Origin of the sequence: Paenibacillus sp. FSL H8-0122 (assembly GCF_038005345.1) — a bacterium.
Taxonomy (GTDB): domain Bacteria; phylum Bacillota; class Bacilli; order Paenibacillales; family Paenibacillaceae; genus Paenibacillus_AQ.
Genome location: NZ_JBBOTB010000001.1, coordinates 2,761,397 through 2,781,590 on the forward strand (window position 1 = coordinate 2,761,397; position 20,194 = coordinate 2,781,590).

Annotated in this window: 16 protein-coding genes; all 16 read right to left on the reverse strand. The window is 46.5% G+C overall.

The window, feature by feature from the left end; genetic code table 11:
- Positions 1–9: 9 nt before the first annotated feature.
- The gene (locus tag NSS64_RS12175; RefSeq protein WP_341140253.1) at positions 10–1,431 is read right to left on the reverse strand and encodes an MDR family MFS transporter; all 1,422 of its coding nucleotides are present in this window, start codon (positions 1,429–1,431) and stop codon (positions 10–12) included.
- Positions 1,432–2,251: 820 nt separating this feature from the next.
- Positions 2,252–3,715 carry an alpha/beta hydrolase family protein gene (locus NSS64_RS12180; protein WP_341140254.1) on the reverse strand — a complete coding sequence of 488 codons (1,464 nt, stop codon included), beginning with the start codon at positions 3,713–3,715 and terminating at the stop codon, positions 2,252–2,254.
- A gap of 188 nt (positions 3,716–3,903) precedes the next feature.
- The gene (locus tag NSS64_RS12185) at positions 3,904–5,118 is read right to left on the reverse strand and encodes a GDSL-type esterase/lipase family protein (RefSeq protein WP_341140255.1); all 1,215 of its coding nucleotides are present in this window, start codon (positions 5,116–5,118) and stop codon (positions 3,904–3,906) included.
- 17 nt (positions 5,119–5,135) lie between these two features.
- On the reverse strand, positions 5,136–7,352 hold the full coding sequence (locus tag NSS64_RS12190; protein ID WP_341140256.1) for an FAD-dependent oxidoreductase: 2,217 nt from the start codon (positions 7,350–7,352) through the stop codon (positions 5,136–5,138).
- Positions 7,353–7,451: 99 nt separating this feature from the next.
- The gene (locus tag NSS64_RS12195; RefSeq protein ID WP_341140257.1) at positions 7,452–9,074 is read right to left on the reverse strand and encodes an AraC family transcriptional regulator; all 1,623 of its coding nucleotides are present in this window, start codon (positions 9,072–9,074) and stop codon (positions 7,452–7,454) included.
- Complete coding sequence (locus NSS64_RS12200) at positions 9,074–10,813, reverse strand: sensor histidine kinase (RefSeq protein WP_341140258.1); 1,740 nt, start codon at positions 10,811–10,813, stop codon at positions 9,074–9,076. Before NSS64_RS12200 ends, NSS64_RS12195 begins: the two co-directional genes overlap by 1 nt.
- 90 nt (positions 10,814–10,903) lie before the next feature.
- Entirely contained in the window at positions 10,904–12,490 is a 1,587-nt protein-coding gene (locus NSS64_RS12205; protein ID WP_340993021.1) for an extracellular solute-binding protein, read from the reverse strand.
- 65 nt (positions 12,491–12,555) lie between these two features.
- Positions 12,556–13,425 carry a carbohydrate ABC transporter permease gene (locus tag NSS64_RS12210; protein ID WP_341140259.1) on the reverse strand — a complete coding sequence of 290 codons (870 nt, stop codon included), beginning with the start codon at positions 13,423–13,425 and terminating at the stop codon, positions 12,556–12,558.
- A gap of 13 nt (positions 13,426–13,438) precedes the next feature.
- Complete coding sequence (locus NSS64_RS12215) at positions 13,439–14,386, reverse strand: ABC transporter permease (protein WP_341140260.1); 948 nt, start codon at positions 14,384–14,386, stop codon at positions 13,439–13,441.
- A gap of 366 nt (positions 14,387–14,752) precedes the next feature.
- Positions 14,753–16,309, reverse strand: coding sequence for a glycine betaine uptake BCCT transporter (locus NSS64_RS12220; protein ID WP_341140261.1), 1,557 nt, complete (start codon positions 16,307–16,309; stop codon positions 14,753–14,755).
- A 113-nt stretch (positions 16,310–16,422) separates the two neighbouring features.
- Positions 16,423–16,611 carry a hypothetical protein gene (locus NSS64_RS12225; protein WP_340753538.1) on the reverse strand — a complete coding sequence of 63 codons (189 nt, stop codon included), beginning with the start codon at positions 16,609–16,611 and terminating at the stop codon, positions 16,423–16,425.
- 172 nt (positions 16,612–16,783) lie between these two features.
- A complete protein-coding gene (locus NSS64_RS12230; RefSeq protein ID WP_341140262.1) occupies positions 16,784–17,368 on the reverse strand; it encodes a GNAT family N-acetyltransferase in 585 nt (194 codons plus the stop codon).
- Positions 17,365–17,688, reverse strand: a complete 324-nt coding sequence (locus tag NSS64_RS12235) for a MazG-like family protein (protein WP_341140263.1) — start codon at positions 17,686–17,688, stop codon at positions 17,365–17,367. The genes NSS64_RS12230 and NSS64_RS12235 overlap by 4 nt, the downstream gene beginning before the upstream one ends.
- 23 nt (positions 17,689–17,711) lie before the next feature.
- The gene (locus tag NSS64_RS12240; RefSeq protein ID WP_341140264.1) at positions 17,712–18,743 is read right to left on the reverse strand and encodes a hypothetical protein; all 1,032 of its coding nucleotides are present in this window, start codon (positions 18,741–18,743) and stop codon (positions 17,712–17,714) included.
- 93 nt (positions 18,744–18,836) lie between these two features.
- Complete coding sequence (locus NSS64_RS12245) at positions 18,837–19,673, reverse strand: class I SAM-dependent methyltransferase (protein ID WP_341140265.1); 837 nt, start codon at positions 19,671–19,673, stop codon at positions 18,837–18,839.
- A gap of 155 nt (positions 19,674–19,828) precedes the next feature.
- The gene (locus tag NSS64_RS12250; RefSeq protein WP_341140266.1) at positions 19,829–20,176 is read right to left on the reverse strand and encodes a winged helix-turn-helix transcriptional regulator; all 348 of its coding nucleotides are present in this window, start codon (positions 20,174–20,176) and stop codon (positions 19,829–19,831) included.
- Positions 20,177–20,194 lie beyond the last annotated feature (18 nt).

A 20,194-nucleotide genomic window follows, 5' to 3' on the forward strand; every position in this document is an offset into this window, starting at 1 on the left:
AGTATTTTCTCAAGAATCTTGCTTCTTGCCTGCAAAAAACAAAGATAAAACCAATGCAATCACTGCAAAGCCCAAAGTAATCCAGAAGGTTGATCCGAAGGCATGACCTAATTGATCGGGTGAATGCTGTGCGGGAAGTCCCCTGATTTGTTTGGCCAGAAAAGCCATCGTGATGGTAACGCCGAAGCTGGACATGATTTGCTGTGCTGAAGTGGTTATGGGCGTAACACGGCTTATTAATTCCTTGGGAGCTGATCTGAGGACATGTGTATTAATCTGCATCATCGTTAATCCTTGCCCAAGCCCTGCAAAAGCAAAGCTGCAAATGATATATATAGAACTCGTATGTGCATCAATCTGCGTCAGTGCAAGTAAGGACCCGCAGAGAGACAGAATACCCATGATGGCTACCGGGCGAACACCGAAACGGTCAAATAACCGGCCACCTGCGTTAATCCCGACAGTAGATAACAGGGCTTGCGGGATCACATATAATCCAGCCTCAAGAGGAGTTAGCCCTCTCACTTGCTGTAAATACAGCGGGAACAAAAGGATACTTCCGAACAAAGCGATCTGATTCAGCCAGGCGACAGAAATGCCATGCACAAAGGTAGGCGAACGGAATACTCGTAGCTCCAACAGCGGATGCTTTTGCCGCAGCTCATTCCAGATAAAGATGGCCAGTATAACCAGGCCCAAGGCCAGAGGAGCTAACGTCCATAGATTGGACCACCCCTTCTCTCCTGCTTGATGTACGGCAAACACAATTGAAGTAAAGGCAATAGGAGCCAAAAGCGCACCGGTCACATCCAGCTTGTTATTGGCTTGTGCATCCGATGCAGGTAAGTACCTCCAGGCCATGAATAAAGCCAAGATGCCAACCGGTACGTTGATGAAAAAGATCCAGTGCCAATTGATGTACTCGATCAGCCAGCCCGATAATAAGGGGCCAAGAATAGGAGCAAGCAGCATCGGGATCCCGAGGATGCCCATGACCGATCCTCTTTTGTCCGGAGGAGCGACCATGAATACAGTGGCAATTCCGATGGGAGCCACCATGCCTCCGCCCAGACCTTGAATGATGCGGAAAATGATAAGCTGACTAGGAGTGGTCGCCATTGCACACAGAACAGAAGCGAGCACAAATAACACAATGCTGATCATGAACATCCGTTTGGGTGAGAAACGGTCAGAGAACCAGCCGGCTAACGGAATGACTGCCGATAAAGACAAGGTATACGCCGTAATGACCCACTGAATCGTACTAAGATTGGTATCGAAGGCACTAACTAATTTCGGAACAGCTACATTCATGATGGTGCTGTCTAATATCACCAGGAACATCCCTGAAGCAACAGCGAGAAGTACGGGCAGGATCTGTTTTAAGGAAAAGGCTGCTTGAACACTGCGGCTATCCTTTGTATCTGACATAAACGCTCTCCTCCTTTCCTTAAATAAGCGTATGAATTAGTTAAGCTGATACATTTATAACATAACGAACACTGTTCGTCAAGAACCATGTTCGTTATTGGTTATGCGCTTTTCTTAAAATAAAAGGGGTATCCCATAAGCCATGAAATGGCTGGGACACCCCCTTGTTTTGGAGTTGGATGGATGTTTGCGCTCGGTGAGGACGCTCCGCGAACAGACCGTTGTTACAATCGCTGTGCTCTCCAGATTTTTTTTATTCCCCTTAGCGGTGAAAATCCGGAGACCAAGGCGACCGCTGACGCTTTTCCACAATCGTTCCGTCCTCTCCGCTGTTTAAGCGGAAAATGTGCTACAATCCTTTTAAAATTCAAACAGAGAAGTTCTTTCCAAGTTTATTACACAGCTATCCTCTGCTTTAGAAATCCCATCCTTATGACTTTTTTTGTTTTCCCCCTGCTATACCTTTTCTGTTGTAGGAATATAAGGGATAAGTGTATTCAGTGCAACTAAAAACAATGAAAAGGGTGGACTTCCTCTTCTAAGTGTATTCTGTACAACTAAATTTGCCCGGATGGGCGAAAATTCAGATATAGAGGCATTTTAACTGCAGGAAATACAACTAAACGGAGACTTGGCGGCATATCAGACCAGTTAGTTGTACAAATTGCAATTAAGGAATGGAATCAACAGCATTCCTATCACAGCCTGAACGATCATAAGCAGCACCCCCTTCTTATTTCTATTCTCAGAATAGTATAAAGAAGGGAGTGCTGCTCCCGAAATCGTTTGTAATTATATCAAAATCGTATATTGTTTCATATTACAGGTCTTCCGGCTTTATAAATTTCACCTCGGGATAGCTGTCGTTTGGACCCTCAAGCAGTTGTCCCCCTTCTCCTTTCAACTGCTTATTAAAGAAATCGAGGACATATTGATTAACGAGGTCTGATCCTCGTTTACCATTAATGTCGCCTGTTATTCCAGTCAGCTTAATCAGCTCAGAATAGAATTGAAGGTCGGTGAAATTGAAGTGCTGGGTACCTTTGACATAAATCGCAAGCCCCCCTTGATTGATCACATTTTGCATAATGTGCAGCTCATCTGAAAGTTGTTTCGTTATTTCGTTATCCGGTTGGGTATCCTTCTTAAAATCTGCTAACCAGTCTTTAAAGCTTCCCGATCTTATGAACATAAAAGGCTTCTTTAGATCATCTCTATTGTCTACTTCGATTAGCGACCCGTCCATATTGACCCCGGCCTTGATTCTAGGATCTAGATAAGTAGTATTAAACGCTGTTGCCCCCCCGAAAGAATGCCCCATTACGCCTAGATGATTTAGATCAATTTTTCCTTTAAATTGACTTTCGATTGCACCTGAATTTAGCTTATCCACTTGATTGATTACAAACTCCACATCTTTCGTCCATATCTTACCGATTCTTCTGCGATCTTCTACGGTAGTCGTCTTGGTTGTATAGTCCGTTACACGGCCATCCGGAAAAATGGTAGCAAAGGTGCTATACGTATGATCGATGGTAACTACTATAAACCCGTGACTGGCGAGATTCTCGGCCTGTGAAGCATGTAGAACCCGACTGGTTCCCATACCGTGAGATAGCAGTACCACAGGATAAGGACTTGTAGAAGGCAATATTTCTACATTTTCATAAGAGTTGGTTTTACTATACTTCCAGTAATCGAATACAAAGTCTGGCAGGTTTAATGAATTAGAATAGGTCTGGATATACTTTTTGAACATTTCTTTATCTTTTGGAAAAAGAGCTTCACTCTTCTTGTTACTGCTATTTGCAGTAGGGTACCACACTTGAACCATTAGTTCCCTCTTATCGCCTGGATCTTCCGTTAAGATTTCATCTCTGTTCTGATCCGTAAAATGAAAGGTTTGAGTCCCCACTTTCTCAGGGCCTTCAAGCTTCGGCAAATGAAAGACGGGCAAGTATACAGACAGGGCGGTAGATATAACAAGCAGAATGACGATGATGGAAGATGAACTATATTTCAACAGCTTCCCTGCTTTTATATTCCCTATATTCCCTATCTTACCTAAATGCCTGAGTATAACGATGAGTATGAGCAGCGCCGTCATGATATATACCAAAAGTAACTGCCACCTGTATCCCTCTACCGATAATTGAACTGCCAATATAATGCTGCTTCCTATCCCCAAAGCCAGTCCTGTTGTCTTTACACCTCTTCTGATAAACAATAGATCTGCGAGCAGCGCGAAACAGGATAGAACTAAAAGTATCTCAAATAATCTCATTTGACTCCCTCTCTTTCTACTTCTTCTTTTGCTAAGATGTAAGCTTAACCAATGAAAGTGTATTCCCCGTGACGTCAATATGAACTGAATATGAACGGACAAAAGAAATGAAACAAAAGCTAAAAACCCTCAGGACGCTAGGATAGCGTTCCTGAGGGTTCATCCATTGTACAATGTCTAATGAGCCATTATAAGGGAGGCTGCACCATTAACAGCTTCCCAAGCCGGATCACCGTTTGCTCATACCACTCTGGATGCTGCCGGATATGCTCACTGCTCCGTTCATTGCCGCTTGCCTCGAACACAGCCGCTTTGTCTGTCTTGCCGGTATCGAGCTCGAAGCGAACCGTATGTTTCCCGTTCGGGAGCTCCGGCAGGAATACATACTGATTTCGGTTATGATCGTTGTAATGGGTGAACCGGTCGATAATAAAGGGTTCCCCTCCATCCACCGACACCTTCAATCTGCCAGAATCCGGCCCCCCGATATCGAATAACCCGATACGGGTTCCTTCGAACTGAACCGTGACCGCCTCTCCAGGATCGGCCGCCTGCCATAGGCCCGGGAACAACCAATTGTACTCACGTACTACAGCAGATTCCTCGGGCGTCAGGTAAGACCATCCTGCAGTGAAATGAGTGTTAGGAAGACTATCCAGTGACAGCATGGTCGCGTACTCCCAAGGATTAGCCGGAACCAACGGATGCCGGGGCAAGTGATGTACTTGCCTTCCCGGATGACTTCTGAGTTCGCGCATGATCTCAAATGACCGGGTGATCGTATCCGTGTAAATCTGGTGTCCTTCGGGAATGGTCGGATGGATCGAATCATGTGTGAAAATAACAACTCCGGGAACGGATAGGTCCTCCCTTGAGGTGAACACGAGTTTCCCCTCAGATACCAGGCGGCTGACCTCTACGCCCAGGTGAATTGAAGGAATACCATAATAGTCAGCCACTTCCTCTTGCATGATAGCCCCTTTCTGGTATTCCCCGGACTGGAATACGGCCACATCCCGCTCCTTCAGCGTATACACGAACAGGATATCGGTAAACCGGCTCCGCTTACGGATCTGGCGGACAATTCCTTCGATCCGCGCCTTGGATTCGGGATCTCCGCCATCGTTGCCGGCAAATTCAACAAATACCAGATCAGGCCGGTGACGCAGTACATCGGTCTCCATCCGGGCACAGCCCAGATCCGACCCTGTCCCGTTAATGCCTGCATTCACCGCGCGGATATCCGCCTTAGGATACTGCTCACGAAGCCAATCCGCCGTCATGACCCTGTAGCCTTCAGAACGCGTATTGCTGCCGCCAAAATATACGATGGTGATGGTATCGCCATTTTCCAATTTATGAATGACATTGGGGAGCCCTCTACGAGGGTATAATTCCTTCATCGTGACTTCACCTTGCCTCATTTATTGATTTTAGGAGCAAACCATTTTACAGCAAACACTTCAAAATAAGGTGAACCATACGTTCTGCTGAAATTCATCCGGACGCGGGTGACATGTTTCGCATCCACCTGATGTTTATTCAACGTGAGATAATTCCCGCGTGTCAGGATTGTCCTCTCGGTTCCGTCTTCTAGAGTCAAGGTCAGCTCATAATCTTGCACAAGGGACTCGATCGGGTCGTTGAAATGCTCTAAATCGAGCTGTGAATTGAACACAAGATGGATTTCCTCTACATTTTTGGGGCCGTCAAAACAGAATTCCAGCCATTCCTGTCCTTCTGTACGCTCCGAAATCCAGCCGTTCGGCAGGCCATAAGGTCTGGAGAAGCCGTTGACAACATTCTCGGGAGTATACATACTCTGGGCCGGCAGCAGATCCTTGAAGCAAATGCTCTTATTGATTTTTTTCAGCCTGGACGGCTCTTCCGGACGATATTGGAAGCTGACCGCTCCGGTCAGTTTCTCTTCATTGCCGTATACGGCAAGACTACCCGGACCCTCCAATACGATGTAGATTTTGTCGTCAGCCGGTGTCTTGCAGTCCAAGTCCAGCGTAATCCAGTCGTCATGACCGGCTGCAATCTCCAAGCGGTAATCGTTCAATCCGCTGGAGGGAATGTAGTTTTCCTTCCGTTCTCCGCCAAACAGCTTGACATGCAAGGGTTCCGGATGTCCGGACCTGTTTTTAATTTTGACCCGTACACTTTCCGCCACGGCTGTCTGAATCGGCAAGACCAGGCATAACCCGTTCTCCAGGGAGAGCTCTTCGGTTGGAAGGGGATTGTCATAGCTGCGCTGAGACGAGGCACGAATCGTTAATCCCTCAGTGAAGTAAGGACTTAGTTCCTCTTGAAGCCCTACAATCGTCTGGCCGTCCCGAAGCAGCAGCGCCTGCAGCTCCTCCATATGAGATTCGACGATGGCTGCAGGGTCGGCCTCATATTTCACGCATAACGAAGCAGCCGTTCCAACCGCCTGCCCCATACAACCGCAGGTGGCCATGACCCTTGTAGATCCGAAAGCCACATGGGTAGCGCTTATATTGCGTCCGGCAAACATGAGATTAGGAATATTGCTTGAATATAAACTGCGGAAAGGGATATTGTACAATCCGGGCACGAAATTCCATGCCGTAGCCGGTCCCTCATCGTAGACACCCTTATTCGCATGTAAATCCATATACCATCCACCGACGGAGACAGCATCTTCGAAATGCGGCTTTGCTGTAAGATCGTTCTGGGACAACATGTGGTCCCCTATGAACCGCCGTGACTCACGCTTTCCCGGAATCGGACATACATAATCCAAAATGAGATGGTCTACATCGTCAAATTCGCCGCTATTTTTGATATAATCCCAAATCCCATACACCAATTTCCGCAGTTCCAAGGCGATGTCCTCATTATTCTTGATCGTATCCAGATGTCCGCCGTATTCCAGCCACCATAATCCGCCAAGTCCGTTGATTCTTCGGGGTAAAGCCCGATGGTTTAAGCCTTGTCTGATACTGTCGAAAAAAGCCAGCTTCGTAATGTCATAGGCAAAGTCAGGCCTTGTGTATGGAACGGGATATTCTACACCACGGGCTTGAAACAGGATCGTATCGCCCATGGTGTAATGATCCGCCGCTTCAGGAGCCAATTCTTCGTTGTATTCATGCTTCGCTTCTCTTCCCCGGCGGAAGTGCGCACCTGCCTGATATCCGACCACTCCATCACCGGAGCAATCGATGAAGGTTCGGCTTTCGAACCGGAATTTTCTTTCGGAAGCTAACTGAAGACCCTCCACCCACTTAATCCTGCCGTTCTCCATGCCCGTATCATGCACGCATGTATTCAGAAATAGCGAAAGGTTAGGCTCCGCATAAACCATGTCGAGCAAGACCATATCCGAAAGCGACAGCATCAGCTTCTTGTTGTATAACGGGTTATAGTGAAAAATCTTCAGCTTGAGCTCTTCCACCAATCCGCCCTCGCGTGCATAATAGGATGGACTGTTTCCGAGATATGCTGACCCGTTGATATGAACCCTGACCTCGCTGCTCGCATTTCCTCCAAGAACCGGCCGGTCATTAATAAGTGAGACCTGCAGCCCTTGGCGTGCGGCAGCAATGGCAGCGCATATTCCGGCAATCCCTCCGCCTACGACGGTTACATCTGCTTTAATAAGCTCCATTTTGATAACCTCCATGAGTAGATCCTTCTATCATGGTAAGCCATCTGATGCCCTTTTTTTTATAGGATTTCGAGAGAAATTTATATATTCTTTGCAGCCTTATTTGGATGCATACCGTGTCATTTTGATCCGGTATTGCTTAGGCGTAACACCTGTGTACTCTTTGAATAATTTGCAGAAATAACCTTCGTTCACAATTCCCACTTCCTCACACAATTCCAATAAAGAGTAATCCTGAATATTTAAGAGCTCAAGAGCTAATTGAATTTTTTTACGGTTGATGTAGCTGATAACGCCCTCGTTCATTGTTTTTTTGAACAAGCTGCTGAAATACGATGGAGCCAGATTCACTTCCTCGGCAATAGCCTCCAGCGTTATTCTCTGTTTCAGGTTGTGCTCTATATACCGCAGTGCACTCATAATTTCTATACGATGTAAAAGTTGGCCGGCGTGTACATATTCGAAGGTGAAGTCGCCAATATAGGCAAGCTGCTCCCCAAAGGTCATGAATTTTATGGGAAGCTCCGACACATCCGTGGTCACCGCGTTCCGGGATTTAAATTTCGCAGTAATGTCTCTGTATAAGTCTTGGAGCATAGGTGCCATGACGGACCTATGAATTTTATAATTCGTCACCCATTGGTTTAGCTCAGAGAGTTCTTTCTCCAGCTCTTCCTTGGATACTTTTCGTTGCACCCATTTGAGGAAGTCATCCAGCTTCAGCTGAAAGTCCTCTTGTTTGTCGTTATGATAATGTAAGCGATGCATGGGCGTTGTGACGGTTCTCTCTTCATGATAATAGAAATCTTCACTCACGCTATTAGCTTCCATGTAAGCTTGTTTGATGGATTCCCAGCCCCGGTGCGGGCCACCAAAAGCGACGGATACCCTTTGATTCAAGTATTGCTGTAAGTGGGAGATGATTTGACTCCCCAATGAATGGCAAGCATATTCTGTGTCCATATCGCTGCGATGATTCTCCCAGGACAGAAAGCCGATAAAACGATTATCGGATAGATCCGCAGCTACGCCTCTGCCTCCATTCACCACCGTTTCTTCGATGATATTCGTAATCGCATATTTCAAGATGTTTTGATCTGAAGCTGAATAATCGTTCCGGAAACTCTCATACCGGTTCATTTCCACAATGAAGCAGCAATAGCTCGCTTGAAAGAAATGGAATTGCATGCGATTGGCAAAATCCGATGCCCGGTGAGTTGGAATCTCCCCGCGGATAAGCTCATTAAAAAACTGCTTGCGGACTCTATATTTATTCTCAAGCACGGATATGTGTAACGATTGAAATTCCGCTTCTTTGGTCTTCATTTCATTTAAAATCCCCGCTGCCTTAGCAAGAGCGCGATCCAAATCCGCCTCCCTGAGCGGAACCTTAACAATGTACTCCAATACGTTGGCCTGAATGGCCCGCTGCGCGTATTCAAAGGATGAATAGGCGGTCAAAAGAATGTACTGCGTATGAGGAAGCTTAGGCTTTAGCTGCTCAATCATGGAAATTCCATCCATTCGCGGCATAACGATATCAGAGATTACGATATCCGGCTTAAGCTTTACGATCTCCTCTACCCCTTCCACCCCATTATTCGCTTTTCCCACTAAACGGAATCGTTTATCCCTATGGGAGAGCTCTTCAAAAAACAATTCCAATCGCTGTATGATTAGATCTTCATCGTCAACAATGAAGCAGGTGTAGTCTCTCACCATCATGCATCTCCTTTAAACAAGGCTGCCGGGAATAAGGCGCGGACACGGGTTGTTTCATTAGGTATGCTTATGATCTGGAGACCGAACTGCTCTCCGTAGTGAAGTCTTATCCGGTCATGAATATTGTTTAACCCGATTCTTTTCCGCTTCACTTCCGCATCACCCGGTTCTGAAACCAGAATATGCTTTAGCGTATCCGCTGGAATGCCTTCCCCTTGGTCAATTACTTCTATAATGACGATGCCGCCCTCTCTGTACGCATGAATAGTAATAGGGCCTTCGATTCCCCCTCCGTTATAACCATGGAAGATACTGTTCTCTACAAGGGGCTGCAGCAGCATTCTAAAAACAGGAAAATCCATTAACCCTGCTTCGATATCTTCAATCAAGTGGAAGCTTCGGTTATAACGGATGTTCTGGATCGCGATATAGTCCGCTACATTTTGCAATTCCTGACGCAGAGAGACCTTCTCCGCAGCATCGGCGATCCCATATTCCAGTATTGAAATGAGCGATTCGATGACCACATCTACTTTCTCTATTCGTCCGAGCCGGATGACATTGCTGATTGAACCCAGCGTATTATACAGAAAATGAGGGTTTATTTGAGATTGAAGCACTTGGATTTCCAGCTTCCGCTCCAGTTCATGATGAAGCTCCGCTCCCCGGATCAGCTCCACAATCTGCTGCAGCATACGGTCAAATGCCTTGGAGAGATCTCCAAACTCATCGTTCCGGTTAATTGATACTGGAGTGGTAAGAATGCCTTGCTCCACCCGCTTCATCTTTGTTTTGAGTGCGTAGAGAGGGGTCCTTATATATTTGGCTATCAACAAAGAAATGAATAGACTTAACACAAAGCCGGCAGCCAGAAGCTCGATATAATAGGTTTCCAGCCGGGACAACGCAGCTTTCAAGCGTGATTCATCGTTGATCGAGATCAGCGTCCAGTTGAATTTCTCTGTCGGTTTCTTGAGAAGGGAGACGGGCAGGCCCTCCTTGGTATGCAGTTGAAGACTGGTTTCCGGGGTATCCAGAATTTGTTCCGCTGACGTTTCACCGATGGAGAAGGTATGATCCAGAATACTTATGGGGCCTTTATTTTCCGAGAATCCGGCGATGATTTTTCCCGATGCGGTGAGCAGAGCCAGATTCATTTGTTCTTGTGTATTAATCTTGAACAAGGTTTCTTCAATGGCATTGAGATCCAGATCTACCGCAATGGCCATAGGAAACGGAGCGCTGTTCAGATACCGGACCATCGTAACGGTCCATCCGGAATATTTGGATTTGTAAGGATCACTGACAAAGGTAATCCTTCTGTTCTTGTCAGCCGCGTCAAACAATGGCTCTCTTTCAGCTAAAGATTCATCGAATATCCGGGTAGGCGCACTTCCGCCTAGAATGGATAAATCGCTTTTGATCAGATAAATATTACTGACGTAATTACTGTTGAGCTCATACAGCTCTCGTAATTGCTTCTTAATCACATCCAGATTGCCAATGTTGGCTTTCACCGATGATTCCACCGAGAACAGGATCGTCTGGAAGGAGGAGAAATTAACGGTGAAATACTGATCTACCTTGTCAAGTATCTGGTTGGTGTAATACAGGTCAGAGGTTCTTATTTCCTTTTGGACATAGCGGTAAGACAGCTGGCTGATCAAGATAATGCAGCTTAATACAAAGGCAAACACGATCAAAAATAATTTAAAAGGCAAGCTGATTCTTCTTCGCATTGATCCTCTTCCTTCTAAAGCTGTATTGAACAAATCATAGCATATGACAATAAAGAGAGGGGCTAATTATAGCCGCTCTCTTCGTTTGATTTACTTGATTAAGCCCGCTTCTGTAAATTGCTTGATGACTGTGTCCGTATACTTCTGCATGTCAAACTTGGTCTCCAGCGTATGGAGGAAATTGTCCCAGTTGTCCAGAGGATCTTTGCCGGTCATAAATTTGACCAGGCTTTCATTAATGAAACGTTGGCGGTCTGTTGCCAATGTATCGTTCGGGTCCTCGGTCAATAAATTCCCGGGCAACGTAGCCGCCACGTATTGCTGATTGTTCTTAAAGGCCTCTGCCGTCTTAGGGTTCTGGAAGCTGAAGTACTCAGCATCATCGCCATGACGCGGCATTCTGTAATGATCGACCCATAGATATTTTTCTTTCATTTCCTTCGATAATTCAGAGGTTTTATTCTTGATCTTACCGTCCACAACATCCCAATGAATCCCTTTAATTCCGTAGGCGAAGTTCGGATAGGCTTCCTCGTCTGTAAAGAGATAATTCAGCATGGCCAAGATCCGGATGATTTTGTCCTTGTCCGCTTTTTTGGAGATGGCCCATGAATTGCCCTGGAACGATTTTCTCTCTACAATTTGATCACCATAAGGACCAGTCATTGGAGGAATGACGATCCATTCCGGGACTTCTCCGCTGATTTCTTTCATTTTCTGCTGATAATCCGGCTCCAGCCTGCGGGCATCTCTGATCATGAAGCCGACTTTGCCCTTAAATAACTTTTGGTCCAGCAATTCGGGAGTATTCATCGTCACCCAATCTGGATCTACCACTTTGGCCTCCATCATTTTATGAATATAAGCGAGCGCTTCTTTCATTTTGGGGTCGGTAAACAGGAACACCGGCTGATTGTCCTTCACATCAATGGCCGAGGGAGGATTGACGCCGAACATCCACATCAAGCTATCGAAGCCGTAGGTTTGCAGATTGCCTTCTTTGTTCATACCGCCGATGAATCCGTACGTATCGTTCTTGCCATTACCATCCGGGTCTTTCTCTGTAAAGGCTTTCATAACTTCAAATAACTCGTCAGGGGTCGTTGGTACTTCCATATTCAGCTTTTTCAGCCAATCATTGCGGATAAAGAAGCTGCGGCTGATCCCGTTTACATTATCATAACCTGGAACGCCGATGGTTTTGCCTTGATAGGACATCGCCTCCCAGGAGTCGTCACTGAATCGTTTCTGTAATGCTGGAAATTGATCCAGATACGGTGTCAAATCGGCAAGGACGCCTTGATCATAGTATTGCGCGAGATCCGCCCGGCTTTTCAAGAAGATCAAATCTGGAATATCTCCGCCGGCAATCAGCGTATTTAATTTAGTCGTTGCTTGCCCGGATTGCGGAATCATCATTTCCAGGTCGATATTTACGGCTTCCTCCAGCATTTGGCGCTGGATATCTTCTTCACGGGGAGGAATCGGAGCAGCAGCGTTGAAGGTGCCTTGGTTAAACATCGAGATTTTTAATTTGGTTTTGAAGGGATTCGATGGGTCTTGTGAATTACCTGGAGCTGCCGATGTATCCTCTTTTTGTTCCCCACATCCAGACAACATCGTTCCCATACCGACCATTGCTGCCAGAATAGCCAATGAAATCGCTTTACGTTGCATAATGACCTCTCCTTTGCTTCTATATTATCACGGTTTCCCCGTAACAACTCAGGTTGAAATGCTTTTTAACCTTTGACCGACCCCAGGAGTACACCTTTGGTGAAATGCTTTTGCATAAAGGGGTAGACGATTAAGATCGGAACGGTAGTCACGACAACGGCAGCCATTTGCACAGCGAATGTACTAACCGTTCCGGAGTTGGCAAGCGAATCAGCGCTTTGGGTTGCGACATTAAGCAGGATGTTGCGCAAGATCACTTGCAGCGGCATTAAGCTGGAATCATTGATATAGACAATAGCATCGAAATAACTGTTCCAGTGACCGACTGCGTAGAATAAGGAAATGGTAGAGAGAACGGGCAAGGACAGGGGTAAAATGATCCGCCATAACGATTGAAGCTCACTGGCACCGTCTACCCTCGCTGATTCCTCGATTTCTGCGGGTAATTGCTCGAAAAATCCTTTGATAATGACCAGATTAAAGGCACTAATGAGCTGTGGAATGATTAGTACCCACGGACTGTTCAGCAATCCCAGCGAGCGGACTAATAAATAAGTCGGAATTAATCCTCCCCCAAACATCATGGTGAAGACAATGAATAGCAGGAATGGGCTTCGCCCCGGTAAATATTTTTTGGATAACGGGTAAGCCGCTATTACCGTAAAAAACACATTCAGCAAAGTGCCTACAATCGTTCGGAACAAGGTAATTTTATACGCCTGCCCGATGCCATGAGATATGAATACTTCTTTATAGGCCAGAAAGGTAAAGGTCTCTGGAATAATAACAATGCCTCTTCTTAACACTTCCGATTCCGGGGTCACTGAGACCGCAACCACATACAGAAAAGGGAGTAAGCACAGCAGGGATAGCAGAATCAGAATAAAATAAACGATGGCTTGCCAGACTTTTTCCCCGATTGTCAAATGGATCATTTAGATCACCCCCTCACCAGATTTGCCCGTCGAATTTTTTTGCGAGCTTATTCGCTGCCAACACCAGACCAAATCCGATAACAGCTTTGAACAATCCCACAGCGGTAGCGAGCCCGATCTTAAGCCGCTCAAGCCCTTCACGGTATACCCATGTGTCGATAATGTCGATCTTCTCCTGATTAAAGGTGTTGGCGAACATAAATATCTGGTCAAAGCCTGCATCCAGAATATGGCTTAATTTAAGGATCAGCATCAGAATCATGACTCCGCGAATACCGGGAAGTGTGACATGCCATAACTGCCTCAGCTTGGAGGCGCCATCCATCCGTGCCGCTTCATATAGACTGGGATCGATTCCTGCTAATGCCGCAAGGTACAATATCGCTCCCCAGCCAATATCCTTCCATATTTCAGATAAGATGATCAGCAGTCTGCCCCAGGCAGGCTCCGTTAGAAATGAGATAGGTTCAACACCGAAATCCTTCATAATCATGTTAATCAGACCATCGCCTGGGGCTAATAATGCCACCATCATTCCATACACAATGACCCATGACAGAAAATGGGGCAAATACGTGATCGTCTGTACGATTTTCTTAAACCATTGGGTATACACTTCATTGAGCAGCAGAGCAAGCAGGACCGGAGCAGTGAAGCCGAACAATAGCTTATACAACGAGATGATAATCGTATTTCTCATGATGTCCCAGAAATAAACGCCGTTCATAAAATCTGTGAAGTTTCTAAATCCCACCCATGGGCTATCCCATAGGCCTAAAGCAAGGTTATAGTTTTTAAACGCAATCACGATTCCCGCCATAGGAATGTATTTGAATACGGCAAAGTACACTAATGCCGGGAACAAGAGCGCGTACATCACTCTATACTTTTTTATCGTTCTTATCCATGACTTCCGCTGTCTGGGGAGGGGAATGGCGTCCGCTGCCGATTTTGCTTGCATCTCATCACCTCGTCTTTGTTTATAGGGGTATAATAGCATTCCCCTGCCCGGGTGAATTTCTGTGATTTCAAGAATTTCTTATAAGATATTAATCTGAATTGTGAATGGAGGCTTTACGAAAAAAACCTCAGGACGCTGAGATCGCGTTCCTGAGGGTTCATCCATTTATATTATTTCAGGCTAAACCGCGCCGAAATCTTTTAATAAATTCTCTACAACAAGCTCCATTCTGTTAGCTTCTATCCTTAGATTATCCGTTGTGATCTTTAACACACACCTTTTTATAATTTTAGTTAAGGATAACATCGGGTCTTGGAGGATGGGGGGGTAGAGAACTCTTTAAATTAACTTTTCACAAATGAATGATCAAATGGAATCCACATTAGGCCGGGCCGTTTCTTGCTCCTCCAGCAGCCGCTTCAGCTTTTGGCGTTGGCGCTTTTCCCGTTGACGGCGCTCTTTGTCCTCCTCCTTGAGCGCTTTAAGCAGGGAGAAGCACATGCCGATTAGGACAATGGCAAAAGGCAGCGCAGCTACAATGGAAGCGGTCTGAAGGCCGCCCAGTCCGCCGCTAATCAGCAGCACAACAGCGATCGAGGATTGGAGAATGCCCCAGGTTAGTTTGACTCTTGCGCTGGGATTCAGCTTGCCGTCTGACGTCAGCATGCCCAGTACAAAGGTAGCCGAATCGGCTGATGTAATGAAGAAGATCATAATCAGGATCGTAGCTATTAACGATACTATGGTGCCTAAGGGCAATTGCTCCAGCATGACGAACAGGGCAGTGGTCGTGTCTCCTTTAACGGCTTCAGCCAGCTGGACACCATCGAAGAGCTCCATTTGCATTCCCGTTCCGCCAAATACCGAAAACCAGATAAAACCGAACAGACTCGGTATAATCAGCACACAAATGACAAATTCCTTGATTGTTCTTCCTTTGGATACCCTCGCAATGAATGTTCCGACAAAGGGTGCCCAGGCAATCCACCAGGCCCAATAGAATAAGGTCCACGCCCCGACCCAGGTTCCCTTGGAGAATGGCGTTAACCTCAAGCTCATATTGACGATGTTTTGCAGATAACTGCCTAATGTAGTTGTAAAGGTATCAAAGATAAACGAGGTCGGACCCGTTATCCATACGAACAGCATCAAAAGAACGGCGATCACTAGGTTGGTGTTGCTGAGAATTTTGATTCCCTTGTCCAGACCGCTGGTAGCGGAGATGAGGAACAGCACGGTCACTACCGCAATAATTGCAATCTGAGCGGCTACGGTGTTCGGAAGTCCGAATAAATAATGCAGACCTCCGTTAATCTGCAGAGCCCCGAGACCCAGCGAAGTCGCTACTCCAAAAATGGTGGCAATCACCGCCAAAATATCGATGGCCTTGCCCAGCCAGCCGGATACCAGCCGCTCCCCGAGTAGAGGGATAAAAGCGGAGCTGATCAAGCCTTTGTACCCTTTGCGGAACTGGAAATAAGCAAGCGTCAAGCCGATGACGGCATAGATGGCCCATGGGTGCAGTCCCCAATGGAAAAAAGAATACCGCATGGAGATCCGTGCTGCTTCTGTCGTCCCTCCTGTTACGCCCTCCGGCGGAGATAAATAATGGGACAGCGGTTCAGCGACACCCCAGTAGACCAGCCCGATCCCCATTCCTGCGCTGAATAGCATCGACAGCCAGGATATCGTGGAATATTCCGGTTCGTCGTCATCGTCTCCCAGCCGGATACTGCCGAATCTGCTGAAGGCTAAATAGAAGGTGAAGATCAGGAAGAACAAAGTAGCCAGCAAATAGAACCAGCCGAAATTATGGATGGAGAAATTGTACGCAGCATTAGCTGTAGCTGCCATCTGATCAGGCGCTATAGCTCCCCATATTGCAAAAATGGCTACGATGGTAATTGAGATGATAAAAACCATAAATGAACCTCCATGAGTAGTGTATGTATACAATAATAAACAAAAAAAGCCTCAGGAACGCATGGAAGGCTTCCTGAGGGTCCATCCATTGTACTTTTCTGTCAGGGTCCTGCTCAGTTCTGTCTATTCTCCACCGATTTCATCCGGTTCTGGTCGTCAGGCAGCCGGTCATGACTGAATTCCTGGCCTGCTTCTACTTCCCCGTCTTCGGATACAGCCCGGGCAAAGTTAGTGAACTGTCTTTTCTCCTCGTCCTGCTCATGTTTACGCTTCAAAAGCTCCTTCGGGTCCTGAGTTGTCATTATGCTAACCTCCTGAGAAATCTAATCATGCTGTTTATCTGCACTATATAAGTTTTTCCATACCATCGGGGTGCTTATGCATGAAGCTCACCACTAATGCATTTATAGATGCCGGAAAAACAAAACACACCGCCAGGTGCCTTAGCGATGTGTTTTGTTTTGTACAGCTACCCTATTGACTTACCTGCGAGCCTGCGATAATCGGCTTCACGAATACCGATTCGAATTCCTCGGCCAGCATATCCATCAGGATTGCATCATATTTCACGCCTCCGATAATGCGGGCCTGTCTTCTCCGGCCAATCTCTTTGAATCCGACCTTCTTATAGCATTGAATGGCCCTTTCATTGAAGGCGAACGTCCCCAGCATAATATTGTTCAGATTCAGCAGATTGAATCCGTAATCAAGCAGCAGTCTCATGGCATCAGAGCCGAATCCTTTGCCCCAAAACTCCTTATCGCCGATAAAAATTCCTGCCTTGGCATTCCGGTCGACCAGATTGACATCGAACAGCAGGCACCGTCCGATGGCCATGTCACTCTCCAGGTCCACAATGCTGAACATATGTGCTCCAGACTTGAGAGCATGCTCTATTCCTTCACGCTCCTTGTCCAGAGACGTTAGGATATAAGCTTCATTTCCAAGCGGCGCTGTCACCTCCAGATCATTGAACCAGCGGGTCCAGGCTTCTGCATCGTCTGGAGCTACCGTGCTTAAGTAACACTTCGCTCCGGTTAATTTCTTATAATATTTCATGGATGCACTCCTTTTAGATTATTCTCCACCTTCACTAATACGCCATCCCTATTCTCATAGACTCTGCTTTCATTTTTTTCGATCTTGCTCATGATCTCTTGTTCCAGGTTAATCCCCAGAATCTCCGCTAGTCCAATCAGGTAGATGGCAACGTCCGCTAATTCTTCGCCGAGGTCGTCTTTCTTCTTCTGGTAAGCTTCGCAGGCTTCTGACAGTTCGCCGTGAGTCAGGCAGAACTCCTGATAAATATCTGTGACATTGAACCCCTTCTCGACCTTATTCTGATACACTCTCTTCTGGAGTTGTACTAAATCAATCATTGTATTCTCTCCTATCCCGTAATTTATTGATTCAACCCTAGATGCTTGCGTAAGTGCACTAAGGACAAGGGCTTTATTCTCTGGGCTTCGGCAATATTCTCATACAGAAGATGGCTTTTGCCTGCCTGCGCAAACGACTCACGTAAGGCTGCGATCCTTCCTTTTTTGAGATCAAGGAACTGGAAGTCCACCTGCTTCAGATGCTTCATTGCGGTCAAAGGCTCTAACTCCTTAGCGGTCACGGCTGCTGAAATCTCTCTTAGCTGTAACATTTCAAGCTGCGTTGCGGTCCATAAAGGGTCAATATCCTCCAGGGATTTCATCTGATCGAGTTCAAGCTGTATGAGACCCGGCATATTCGAAAAGTCACACAAAGCCTCTAGCTTCGGCAAGGATAAGTGCAGGTATGTAAGATTGCTCATGGACTCCAGGGCATCCACCTTCGTTAAGTTGCGGATAGCCGCCAGACTCAGCATGGGGACGGTAACGTCTGCAAGAGCATCCAATGACCCTTTCAAAATGGAGTCGTGAATGAAGAGGCACAGCAGCTTCGGTAACCGGCGGACAAATTCCAGCTCATGAATCGTAGTCCGCAAGATTAAAGTATCCAGGCTGGAAGCTTCGCCAATCGGCGTTAAGTCATGAAATTTCCCATGGACAGAGAGATATTGCAGCTGCTTGAGTCTTGCGAGGAAGCATAGGTCCACCGGCTTTTTGGCCGTAATGGATAGATACTGCAACCGCTCCAGCGTTCCGAGAACACTCAGATCAATGCTATGATTCAGGTTGAGCTGCAAGGCCGTAATGTGCTGTAACTCCGCAATCGTCTGCAGCAATTCCTTGGTATATCGTCCGTTCTTGTCCGCTTGGCTAATCGACAAGACCAGATCCGGGCGTTCGGCAAACACATGCTGATCTAATTCCTGCAGATCTTGGAGCTTGTCCACATCGATGACATACGAAATAAGCGCCCGCTGTCTGAGCTCCTTCACCGCCTGATCCATTTTACCTCTTGTCCAAGGTGCACCATTCATTGAGCTAGTCCATACTCCCATTCCCGTGATCCCCCGTTCCTTCGGATATAAAAAGTCCCGCCTATTTGTGGCAGACGGGATTTCGACCAAGCCATGCTTATTCAGCGGCAGCGATTATAACTTGCGCACCACGTAGATGATATTCATTCCGCAGTCCAGGGTGCCTGGTAATTTGGTGAACGCAATTTCTTTTTTGATCATGAGCTTCCAGAATTCCGGATCGTTACGGGCGTTCTCCAAGGCAGCGTCTCCCGCTTGCGTATATAGTCCGGCAGAGCTTCTCTCCAGAATATTAACCGGAAACTGGGCCAATAAAGCATCCAATTCTGAGCTTCTCATCATATGGATGTAATGCTTGCTGGGCACAGGATAATTCGCTTCGTCCTGAATCCCCGTGTCCATAAGCCATTTGGTCGCTTCTAGACCGAACAGATTTTTCTCATACTGGATGCCATCCAGATAATACAGCGAAGAGCCAATGAAGCTCATGGAACCGACCACCAGTATACCGCCTGGCTTCAATACCCGCAGCAGCTCACGGATACCATCCGTCTCTTTGTCCAAGAGATAATTAATTACACCGCCGATACATACCACAGTGTCGAACGAAGCATCTTCAAATACACTCATGTCTAGCACATCTAACACATGGTACGCCTTGATTCTGTCCGCCAGGGACAGCTCTTGCATTTTGGATTGATTGAATTCAATCTGATGGCTCGATAGATCAGCAACGGTCAACTCGGAACACATGGTCGCGAGGTCCTTAGTATACCTGCCTGAACCTGCACCAATCTCCAGCACGGTATCTGTAGGCTTAGTGTAACGTTGAAGAATATCCAGATGCACCTGATACAAAAGCTCGCCTGGACCATCCTTCGTAAGCCGTGTCCATTCACGGTCACCATAGGTGTCATACCGGGTTCTCGGGATTTCGGGGTTGTAGCTCATGAAAGCCTCTCCTTTTCATATTCAATTGGAACATCGGAGTAATGCCGCTAATGTCGCTAATATCGCCTGCACTCATACAACCACCTCCTCCTTGGAATCCGTCTGCACCTATTATACTAAGCCTCGGCTCATTTGGCATCCTAAATTTCCCATGCTCATTCCAAATTTAAAATCTCAATCTCACCAGGAGCGTAGGATTGTTCTGCGTAATTCTCTCCCCAGTTACACAGCAGTTTCAAAACCGGTTCGAGGGATTGGCCCAGCTCTGTCGTTGAGTATTCCACCTTAGGCGGTACTTGATTGTACATGGTTCTGTGGATTAATCCGTCTGTCTCCAGTTCCCGGAGCGTTTGGATCAGCATCTTTTGCGAGATATTATGAACAAGCCGTTTAAGCTCCCCTGTCCGCTTGGGTCCTTTGATTAAATAGTACAGAACAAGCCCCTTCCACTTCCCTCCGATTACCTCTAGTGTAACTTCCAGTTCACAGTGAAAGATTTTCATAACAATCCATCATCTCCC